Annotated in this window: 11 protein-coding genes; 5 read left to right on the top strand and 6 right to left on the bottom strand. The window is 40.1% G+C overall.

Going from position 1 to position 9,440, the window contains the following annotated elements; translation table 11 throughout:
• Nucleotides 1-158: 158 nt before the first annotated feature.
• The gene (locus IQ229_RS03165; RefSeq protein ID WP_194041214.1) at nucleotides 159-665 is read right to left on the bottom strand and encodes a hypothetical protein; all 507 of its coding nucleotides are present in this window, start codon (nucleotides 663-665) and stop codon (nucleotides 159-161) included.
• A gap of 448 nt (nucleotides 666-1,113) precedes the next feature.
• On the opposite strand from IQ229_RS03165, the gene truB reads away from it, so the two are divergent.
• The gene (truB, locus tag IQ229_RS03170; protein WP_194041216.1) at nucleotides 1,114-1,998 is read left to right on the top strand and encodes a tRNA pseudouridine(55) synthase TruB; all 885 of its coding nucleotides are present in this window, start codon (nucleotides 1,114-1,116) and stop codon (nucleotides 1,996-1,998) included.
• Between the two features lie 223 nt (nucleotides 1,999-2,221).
• Here truB and IQ229_RS03175 read toward each other — a convergent pair whose 3' ends face one another.
• The 4 genes from IQ229_RS03175 to IQ229_RS03190 form a co-directional block, all read right to left on the bottom strand.
• Nucleotides 2,222-3,001: a hypothetical protein gene (locus IQ229_RS03175; protein ID WP_194041218.1), complete on the bottom strand. Its 780-nt coding sequence runs from the start codon at nucleotides 2,999-3,001 to the stop codon at nucleotides 2,222-2,224.
• A gap of 201 nt (nucleotides 3,002-3,202) precedes the next feature.
• Nucleotides 3,203-4,039 (bottom strand): CheR family methyltransferase, encoded by an 837-nt coding sequence (locus tag IQ229_RS03180; RefSeq protein ID WP_194041232.1) that lies wholly within the window; start codon nucleotides 4,037-4,039, stop codon nucleotides 3,203-3,205.
• Between the two features lie 38 nt (nucleotides 4,040-4,077).
• Nucleotides 4,078-4,614 carry a hypothetical protein gene (locus IQ229_RS03185; protein WP_194041220.1) on the bottom strand — a complete coding sequence of 179 codons (537 nt, stop codon included), beginning with the start codon at nucleotides 4,612-4,614 and terminating at the stop codon, nucleotides 4,078-4,080.
• A gap of 181 nt (nucleotides 4,615-4,795) precedes the next feature.
• Nucleotides 4,796-5,362 (bottom strand): HD domain-containing protein, encoded by a 567-nt coding sequence (locus IQ229_RS03190; protein WP_194041222.1) that lies wholly within the window; start codon nucleotides 5,360-5,362, stop codon nucleotides 4,796-4,798.
• A 252-nt stretch (nucleotides 5,363-5,614) separates the two neighbouring features.
• Here IQ229_RS03190 and IQ229_RS03195 point away from each other — a divergent pair, with 252 nt between their 5' ends.
• The 4 genes from IQ229_RS03195 to IQ229_RS24795 all read left to right on the top strand — a co-directional run bounded on the left by IQ229_RS03195 (nucleotide 5,615) and on the right by IQ229_RS24795 (nucleotide 8,775).
• The gene (locus IQ229_RS03195; protein ID WP_194041224.1) at nucleotides 5,615-6,355 is read left to right on the top strand and encodes an LmeA family phospholipid-binding protein; all 741 of its coding nucleotides are present in this window, start codon (nucleotides 5,615-5,617) and stop codon (nucleotides 6,353-6,355) included.
• 33 nt (nucleotides 6,356-6,388) lie between these two features.
• Nucleotides 6,389-6,940 carry a DUF2231 domain-containing protein gene (locus IQ229_RS03200; RefSeq protein WP_194041226.1) on the top strand — a complete coding sequence of 184 codons (552 nt, stop codon included), beginning with the start codon at nucleotides 6,389-6,391 and terminating at the stop codon, nucleotides 6,938-6,940.
• Nucleotides 6,941-7,580: 640 nt separating this feature from the next.
• The gene (locus IQ229_RS03205) at nucleotides 7,581-7,985 is read left to right on the top strand and encodes a hypothetical protein (protein WP_194041228.1); all 405 of its coding nucleotides are present in this window, start codon (nucleotides 7,581-7,583) and stop codon (nucleotides 7,983-7,985) included.
• Between the two features lie 628 nt (nucleotides 7,986-8,613).
• Nucleotides 8,614-8,775, top strand: coding sequence for a DUF433 domain-containing protein (locus IQ229_RS24795; RefSeq protein WP_228013061.1), 162 nt, complete (start codon nucleotides 8,614-8,616; stop codon nucleotides 8,773-8,775).
• 157 nt (nucleotides 8,776-8,932) lie between these two features.
• Here IQ229_RS24795 and IQ229_RS03215 read toward each other — a convergent pair.
• The coding region (locus tag IQ229_RS03215; RefSeq protein WP_194041230.1) for an aldo/keto reductase at nucleotides 8,933-9,440 on the bottom strand (508 nt) is incomplete at its 5' end.

The following is a 9,440-nucleotide window of genomic DNA, read 5'->3' on the forward strand; positions in this document are numbered from 1 at the left end:
ATTGGAAATCGCGGCTACACAAACGAAGTCCGCCTACGCGGACTCTCTGAAACCCGCGCAGGCGGGTTTAGTTTGTATAGCCCCAGACTTCTAGTCTGAGGGCGATCCGCCAAAAGTGGATGCTCCCGATTTAGATAATTTTAAAAAGCATATTGTAATTATTGCTTTTGAATTTCTATCTTGCTAATCAACCATTCTTTGATTGTTTTCCCGCAAGGCTCAGAACTTTGGCAATCATTGACGTTCTCTAGAGAATAAGACATTTTTACTTTTTTGTTGACGTATTTCTCTGGTTCGCAAACATCAAAGGTTGCACCGACACTTTCATGTACTTTACCATTTTCATCGACAACAGTAACGTAGCATTTTAAGTCTCCGTTTTGCATATCTTTGATAGTACCAGAACTTGGATTATCGTTTTTAAGTTCCTTAGATTGATTGTTTTTAGGAGATTTTTTTTCAGTTGATGCTGACTTAAGAGTTTTTTTGTTATTATCTACTTTTATTTGTTTTACAGAAATAGATTCAGAATTAGCTTGGGTAGCTATTGCAGTATTTACTGGATTAACTTTCTTCTCTTGAGAAGCACTATTGCCAGAGTTACTACAACTCACAATCAACATAGAGCAAAAAAGCAATGTAGTAGTGAAGATTGATTTTTTCATTTGATTTATGTTCCTAAAATATATTGATAGTTGTTTGGCTAAAAGCGCTAGAGGAAAAATCTTTAATTGGCAATAAAAACTTTCATGAAGTTTTCTATGATATTTCTTGATTATTACAGTTTTATGTCTTGGAAGTTATAAATGACATCGTGATATTTGCGGAAAATACTCGGCGTTATCTGCACTTTTTGGACATTATTCGGTAAAGTGCTTAGAGAATGTCTTGATACTTATAAAATAATGCTTAATTGAAGAAGAATTCAAAATTCATAATTCAGAATCAAGACGCTCTCTACGACTCGCTATCCGCTTTTTCAGTCAGAATTCATTCTGATTCCTGAATTCTGACTCCTGAATTCTGTTTTGACAAACTTTAATTGCTAAATATTAATGCTTTGAGCATTAAATAAGTATTTAATAGAGTTTAGAAGCTGTTAGTATTGATTTTGTGTTATTTCAAGGTTTTCTCAACTTAAACAAACCATTTGACTGGACTTCCCACGACTGCGTAGCGCGGGTGCGAAAATTGTTGCGCCTCAAGCGTGTAGGACACGCGGGAACCTTAGATCCAGCAGCAACAGGGGTCTTACCGATCGCACTTGGTAAAGCCACAAGATTATTGCAATATCTGCCAGAAAACAAAGCTTACAAGGCTACGATTCGTCTGGGTGTGCGGACTACAACCGATGATTTAGAAGGTGAAATCATTAGTTCTCAAACTTGTGCTGGATTGAGTTTAGCAGAGGTGAAAACTGCACTGGCACAATTTGAAGGCAAGATTGAGCAAATCCCACCGAATTATAGTGCAATTCAAGTGGATGGAAAACGTCTCTACGACTTAGCACGCCAAGGGAAAATGGTGGAAGTTCCAGTGCGAACAGTGGAAATTTTTCAGATAGATATTTTGGATTGGAGAGAAGGAGATTTTCCCGAATTGGATGTGGCGATCGCCTGTGGATCTGGTACATATATTAGAGCGATCGCTCGTGACTTAGGTGAAATCTTAGAAACTGGCGGCACTCTTGCGGCTTTGCTCCGCACCCAAAGCAGTGGTTTCGATTTAACAGATAGTCTCACTTTCACCGACTTAGAAGCTAAATTGCAAGGTGGGACATTTCAACCTCTTGCCCCTGATGCCGCCTTACAACATTTGTTATCTGTGACTTTACCAGCAACATCTGCTCAAAAATGGTGTCAAGGTCAACGAGTTTCTCTAAATTCTGAAGTTACTGGGATAGTAAGAGTTTATCAAGAAGAGACTCGCTTTTTAGGTGTTGGACAATTACAAGATGAAGTGTTAATTCCGCAAATGGTTTTTGAACCGATTTCTTGAAGGAGAATTCAGAAGTCAGAATTCAGAAGTCAGAATTTAGGAGTGGAGCCGGAGACGTTTCCGTTGCTCCGGTAAGAATCAAGATATTCTCTACGAGACGCTGCGTGTAGCTAGCTCGCTTCGTTCGCTGTGAGGGTACGCGGACTCGCCACCGCTGCGCTATCCAACAATCGCACACAATTTAATTCTGAATTCTGGCTCCTGACTCCTGAATTCTTTCTTGTTAAACCAAATAACTCGTATTAGGTACGATCGCAAAGAAGGCATACTCGTACCAAGCAGTCCAGATGAAACTGCGAATCCATCGCTGACGCTTGTCGGGACTCAATTCATATTCAAACGCCCCACGAGATACATCAATGGAAGATAGATGAGAGTTGCAACCGCAGCCATGCTGATAAGTAAAACCATATTTAGAAGCAATACTTTGCACCTTCATTTGGATAGCAAATACCTTACCTGCATGGAGTATGGCATCCCAAGCACGTTTATGCTCAATATCGCGTTGGTCAAATCGTAAGGCACGTTCTTCAAAAACATGATCGCGGTAAATTGGTGCTAAATGCACGTGATAAAAGCTAGCAGGTAGTTCATAACCAAATTCATTGAACAAATCTATGCCAATACGAGCCACTTTTATTTCATCAGCGTAATCGATTCCTTTGGACTCCACATCACGGAGAATTTCTGCAAAGTTCGGATAGCTGTGTTTGAGAAAGTCTTGTCCAAAAAACTCTAAGGTTTCCCATGCCAGTTGTGCAAATAGCTGAGAAAATGAAGGTATTAGGTGAGCTAGTTGGGGGCGATCGCTAAATAAATCAACATCACCACGTTTTAATTTATACAAAAATAACTGCGCCATCTCAACATAGCTTTGGGGTTGGGAAAGTCCGACACTCGTGGTTCCTCTAGCAATGTCTTGCCATATAGAAGGTAGTTGAGAAACATGAACCGCATTTTCTCCAGCAATGACTGCAACAGGAGGACATTCGAGAAGTTGCATCGACAATCTCCTTTAATACTTTAATGTGTAATTTACCTTAAACGCTCGCTAAATCTATCTTCTCAACACAATAAAAAATGTTTGACAGACTGTCTTTTGACAACGAGCGCGATTTTATTCATAATTTTCGGAGTATTGGCTATTAGTTATTTTCGGATAATTCATAATTCATAATTTAATTACCCATTCCAAGCATTCTTTTCACCCACCTGCTATTTTTCTATATATTTTCTCACCCTTGACTAACTCTTCATAGTAAGGCTCGTAAGAGGTGAATCTGATAGATTCTTGTCTTCCTAAACCCAAGATGCCAAAAGTACAAAGGCTATTATAAAACAGTTCGTGTACCCGTTTTTGAAGTGCCTGATTAAAATATATCAGGACATTACGACAAAGAATCACATTAAACTCATTAAAAGAACTATCAGTGGCTAAATTGTGCTGGGCAAAAACAACGTTGTCTCTTAGGGATGAGCGAAAAATAGCATTGTCATAAGCTGCTGTATAATATTCTGAAAAAGACTTCTTGCCACCTGCTTTTAGATAAAGCTGAGTATATTCCTGCATCATTTTCAGCGAGAAAATCCCACTTTTGGCATTTTGTAATACCTTCTCATTTGTATCAGTGGCATATATGCGGCAACGGTGATAAAGTCCTTCTTCTTGCAGTAAAATTGCCATTGAATAAACTTCTTCACCAGTTGAACATCCAGCGTGCCAGATGCGAATAAACGGATAGGTTTGTAAGAAGGGAATAACCTGATTTCTGAAGGTGTTATAAAAGCTGGGATCGCGAAACATGGATGTTACATTCACCGTCAGAGCCAGCAAAAATCTTTCTAAATAGGGGCGGTTGTGGAGTAAGCGCTCTTGCAATGCAGAAACATTTGCTAACCCTTCTAATTGCATAAATCCCTGAATACGGCGCTTGAGTGAGGAAAGAGCATAATTGCGAAAATCATAACCATAGTATTGATACACACCTTCCAAAAGTAGGCGTATTTCTATGTCCTCCAATATTGGTTTGGGTAGAGGCATAATAATATTCATCATTCATCATTCATCATTCATAGATTTCAGTTTAACCAAGTGGCTTTTACTACTAAAATAGCGATCGCAATTATTGAAATTCCAGCTAACCATCTAACCTGATAGCGCAGATTTTTAATCTCTTGGCTCAGACTTTCTCTTTGTGGTATGGAATATGGTTCCAGTTGTACAACTTCAATAGCTACTGGTTCAGTTGTCTTTTGGGGATTTTCAAACGAGACTTGGGTGTGCAGCCAATTAGTAATTAGTTGGGGACAGTTCTTTTTAAACCAATTTAAAGCTAAGGTTTTAAAAACTGGTTTCGACATTCTGGCAATTAATTTCATCACCCTGTTTAAGGGTTTCAGGCGAAGCTTTTGATTGATCAGATTGACTGAACCAACATCATAAAGACAATCCAGAATTAGTTTTACAGTGGCTTCTTCACTGTTAATCAAGTTTTGCAGTAGAATCAGAACATCATGCATACGTTCTGCTTCCATATACTTTTCTGCCAAGTTTTCTGGAGGACTTACAGAAGGATTTACAGTTGGATTTAGGGTGTTTTTTCTTACTATCGTCATATTGGTAACATAGCAGCCATAATAATTACAGTACACCTATCTACCGAGAGAAAGATTTTTTATCTAGAGAGAGAACCTAAAAGCCAAAATTTATTCGTGAGAGACATGACTAAATCGTGTCTATAAAAAAGCTATTTGTCTAAATTCTTATAAATTTTTTATCTACTTATGGATAAAATTTTTATTTAGATGCTAACACCTCAATTTGCGAAATTACCCGTTCTAATTCCTCAATGATTACAGTTGTTTCAGCCTTTTTAAAGGCATCTACAAGCGCCCGATAATACCAAAGAGTACCTTCTTTACGTCCATGAAAACGTTCCCAAAGTGATTCGCCCAAAATCCGATAATCTTTGAGAATAGATTGGGCGTTGTAAAGTTTATCCGCTGATGACACAAGCAAAACTGATGGGGAAGCAGTAGGAATATGAGCAATGTATGCCTCCTTTCGCTCTCGCCAAGGGGGTTTTGGAGTTGTATCAGCGTCAGTACAACCATCTACAATTGCCGTTACATTGTCACCAAAGCGACGGCGAATTTCTTCTCGTGTTGCAGCGCCACCTTGATCTTCGATCGCATCGTGTAAGAGGGCTGCGATCGCTTCATCTTCATTTGCCCCGTATTCTAAAGCAATACTGGCGACACCTAATAAATGGGCAACGTAGGGGACACCTGAACCTTTACGAACTTGGTTAGCGTGTAGTTGGGTGGCGTAGGTAAGGGCTGCGGTAAAACGTTCTGAGAGCATTGTATAAAAAAGTTCCAGCAGTCAGAAGAACTCAACTAATACAGGGTTTATGTCAATTTTATAACAAATCGCTCCAAGTGTAGAGGTAATAAAGGATGAAAAGGGTACACAGGGAAAATTGAAATTTGAAATTAGATAGACAACATTTAAATCTAAATCTATATTCCATCGCCAGATAGATAAAACTCTGCTGTTAGTTTATTAAATTTACTCAAGGATGTGCTTTAAAAAAAATAGGAGTTAATTTACATAATGCCAGACAATCCTGGATTAGGAGAGCAAGCGCTCAATAAAGCGGCAGAAATAGGATTATCTAGTCAATTAGATGAAGTCAAAAATTTAGATGTAGACATCAAAACAGACCCGCTGAAATTGGTTCAGGGAAAGGTGGATAAAGTCACGATTGAAGGTGAAGGTTTAGTTATGCAGAAAGACCTCCGTATGGAGGAATTAAAAATGCAAATGACTAGTGTTGCCATTAATCCTCTAAGTGTGGCTTTTGGCAAAATTGAACTAACCAAACCGACTGAAGCTCGTACACAGGTTGTGTTAACCGAAGCTGATATCAACCGTGCTTTCAACTCCGAATATGTGCGATCGCAACTGCAAAGTCAAAAAATACATATTAACGGACAACTGAGGACTATTGAACCTCAAAATGTAGATTTCCGATTACCGGGCGATCAGAAAGTAGCACTAAATGCCAGCATCAAATTAGTAGAAACTGGTGAAAATCAGCAAGCTGCTTTTTCCGCAGTCCCCAAAATTAGCAGCAATGGAAAAAGTGTTGCTTTAGAAAATGTCGAGTATAGCGAAAGTGAGGAAATATCGCCAGATTTGACAAAAGCTTTGATAGATCAAACTAGCGAAATTTTGAATCTAAGTAACTTTGATTTAGAAGGTATGAGTCTACAAGTCAACCAACTAAAAGTAGAAGTAGGCAAACTAATCCTACAGGCTGAAGCTTATGTTGAAAAAATTCCTTCAGCTTAAAAGTGTAACGTTCATAAATTCAGGATACTAATAATGGAAACTACAGAAACAACGCAAACAGGTTCAACACCTTTTCCAAATATTCCACCAGTTATTGAAAGTAACGACAGTGAGTATCGTGATACCGGTGTACCCAGTACAGTTGCGATCGCAGGACATCCCCTACATCCCCTGACTGTGATCTTTCCCATCGCCTTTTTAGCCGCCGCCTTGGGAAGTGACTTTGGCTACTGGTTAACTCGTGATTTCTTTTGGGCTAGGGCTTCGCTATGGTTAATCGGACTTGGATTAGCTGGAGGCATCCTTGCATCTGCGATCGGTCTGAGCGACTTTTTGAAAATTGAACGAGTCCGCAAGCGCGCCGCCGGTTGGACGCATCTAATACTTAACGTTTCTATACTAGTTTTATCACTCGTTAACTTTCTCCTACGTTTAGGTGATGCTGAATCCCGAATCGTACCTTGGGGACTGTTAATCTCGCTTGTTGTCGGTACGCTAACGAGTGCTTCTGGTTGGTTCGGCGCTGAACTCTCCTATCGCCACAAAATTGGTGTAGTGGGTGGAGGTAGCAGAAGATATCCTTAAAGGATGTGTAAAGCAGTGTTTCGACTACGCTCAACAATCAACAATCAGACAGGAGGCACAAAGCAAGTGGTCACTGAGCGTAGTCGTTGCCGCAGCCTCTTGTAGAGAAGTGAGGCAGAAGATAGAAAAACGCAGCACTTAACAAGATAGTTGCCTGTAGCTAGAAATCCAGTGACAGATTATTATTTACAGCTTCTGCTAAGAATATTTAGCAGTTATCGTTTATATTTTATACAGTTTTGATACATCTTGTGGAATGGAGATAAGTCTGATACAAGGTTTTTCTAAATCAAAAGTTGAGAGGAAATTTCCGTTACACAGTAAGGCTTTTGAACCCATCTCGTAATCAAAAATTTAGCTTGTTTAATTAATAACTGTATACTTTATCTATGTGGTGAAAAAAATTACATCCTGTTAAATACTAACTATTTATATACACAAGCTTATAAAAATTACAATTATACAAAGGGATAAAATTGCAATATTTAATTTTATACTAAATTAAGTTTCAAAAAGTGCGCGAGCGGTAATTTTCAGACTTTAAAGTGTTTTAATAAAGTTATTACCGAAAGTTTAGAGAAGCAAAAACATGAAAGGTTTCAGGAAACTATCCTCAATAGCAGTGTTGCTATTTGCCTTTATGTCTCCGCCCTCATTAGCTGAAGCGAAAGATATTTCTCTAAGTAATGCCCTGGATGAACAGAGCGTTGCACCAGATACTAACCTGGTTGGAAATAAAACCGGAGAGCTTTTGATTGCTCAACGGCGGTCAAGACGATACTATAGACGACGGCAGATAATCCGACGACGGCAGGGCTTCGGACGATACCAGAGAATCCGACGAGGACAGCCCTTCGGACGATACCAGAGAATCCGACGACGGCAGGGCTTCGGACGATACCAGAGAATCCGACGAGGGCAGCCCTTCGGACGATACCAGAGAATCCGACGAGGGCAGGGCTTTGGACGACGCCAGATTATCGAACAACGGCAGCCCTTCGAACAATACCAGATTATCCGACGACGCTATTACAGATATGAGTGAAAATGACGTAGGCATAATACCCTTCTCCTAACAGAGACGCTACACATAGCTTGCTTCCATTAACTGGTACGCGAAGCTTCCGGCTACATGAATTTTGTCTACTAAGGATTTCGGATAAGGCAGATAATTAGTTTTTATATCATGTCCGCTTAGATTATTTATTAAACCCGAAGAACCCCACCCCGCCTGCGGGGAGGGAATTAAAGGGAGCCAGCGCGGTCTTCTCCCAAAGGGAGAGGCTAGCGCCTTCGCGGAGCGTCTCGTAGAGAAGGGGGTTTCCCCCATGAGCGACTGGCGTGTGGGGTGCAATGACTATGGGAATCATAACTGATTACGCGAACATGATATTAGAGATGTCTATTAAGGGCTGGTGATATAAATAAGCCAATTGTTAATAGGAATCTGGTGAAAAAGAATCTAGAGACGCAGCACTGCTACATCTCTACAAGGGTTTTAGATAACACATATTTAATTTCATCAGATGTTTAATGGTTAGTAATATCAGGTTCGGTTAAACACTTATAATATCTGTAGCGACTATCTTGAATGTCAAGTGCGATCGCAAACAAAAAACTAAGACGAGGAAGATTGACGCAACTGGGGAACGCTGCGCTAGATTCAGCGCTGGCTGGTACGGGCAAAAAGACTTGTAAGTAAAGGAACTCGTTTATCTGTAGAGTTCTTATTGGGTTTGTTTGCTGCGGGATGGACAGAACAACAAGTGCTAGAAAACTATCCGACTCTTAGCTCAGAAGCATTAAGGGCGGCATTTGCTTTTACGGCAGAGTGAAGGGACGTGAACCATAGTTACAGCGCAGTTCAAAAGTTTGCTGTTGACTGAGGGCGAAGGCAAAGTTTAGCGGCATGGTTTGCAAAGGTAGATTGCACGATAACCTTCACCGTATTATCAGTAAATTCAATCGTCAACAAAGCCAATGCCTTAATGGTTATCGCCGATATTCGTCGCCACAATCGCCGATAAGCTGGTACAAATCGCGTGATTGGCGAGATACTGCACTGATGCGATCGCGATCGTCTTCATCTAAACTAAAACTAAATACTTTGGCGTTATCTTCTAGATGTTCAGATACACCAAGTCTGGCACCAACTATCACACCGCCCACAGTTGGCTGATCTAAAATGTAACGCACTGCCACATTGGAAATGCTTACGCCATGCTTATTAGCAATTTCCTTGAGAATAGCCAGCAACTCTTGAAATAATTGCCAACCACCCCAAGCATCAATCATATTTTTATATTTTTTCAAACTAGCAGTGGAGAGATCAAATCCTCGCGGTTCCGGTTTACCCAAATAGTTTTCTGATAATAAACCGCCGCACAGTGTACCGTAAGTAAAAAGCTTAATGTCATGCTGCTGACAGAACTCCACCATATTAACTTCAGGACGACGGTCAACCAAGGAAAATTGCACTTGGTTAGAAACGATCTTGATG

The sequence above is a fragment of the Nostoc cf. edaphicum LEGE 07299 genome (genome assembly GCF_015207245.1).
GTDB lineage: Bacteria > Cyanobacteriota > Cyanobacteriia > Cyanobacteriales > Nostocaceae > Nostoc > Nostoc edaphicum_B.

Excerpts from the sequence above, each read along its gene's own strand:
- IQ229_RS03190 (WP_194041222.1), bottom strand. The coding sequence starts at position 5,362 with ATGCTCTCAGAACGTTTTACCGCAGCCCTTACCTACGCCACCCAACTA.
- IQ229_RS03175 (WP_194041218.1), bottom strand. The coding sequence starts at position 3,001 with ATGCAACTTCTCGAATGTCCTCCTGTTGCAGTCATTGCTGGAGAAAAT.
- IQ229_RS03195 (WP_194041224.1), top strand. The coding sequence starts at position 5,615 with ATGCCAGACAATCCTGGATTAGGAGAGCAAGCGCTCAATAAAGCGGCA.
- IQ229_RS03185 (WP_194041220.1), bottom strand. The coding sequence starts at position 4,614 with ATGACGATAGTAAGAAAAAACACCCTAAATCCAACTGTAAATCCTTCT.
- IQ229_RS03180 (WP_194041232.1), bottom strand. The coding sequence starts at position 4,039 with ATGCCTCTACCCAAACCAATATTGGAGGACATAGAAATACGCCTACTT.
- IQ229_RS03205 (WP_194041228.1), top strand. The coding sequence starts at position 7,581 with ATGTCTCCGCCCTCATTAGCTGAAGCGAAAGATATTTCTCTAAGTAAT.
- IQ229_RS03165 (WP_194041214.1), bottom strand. The coding sequence starts at position 665 with ATGAAAAAATCAATCTTCACTACTACATTGCTTTTTTGCTCTATGTTG.
- IQ229_RS03200 (WP_194041226.1), top strand. The coding sequence starts at position 6,389 with ATGGAAACTACAGAAACAACGCAAACAGGTTCAACACCTTTTCCAAAT.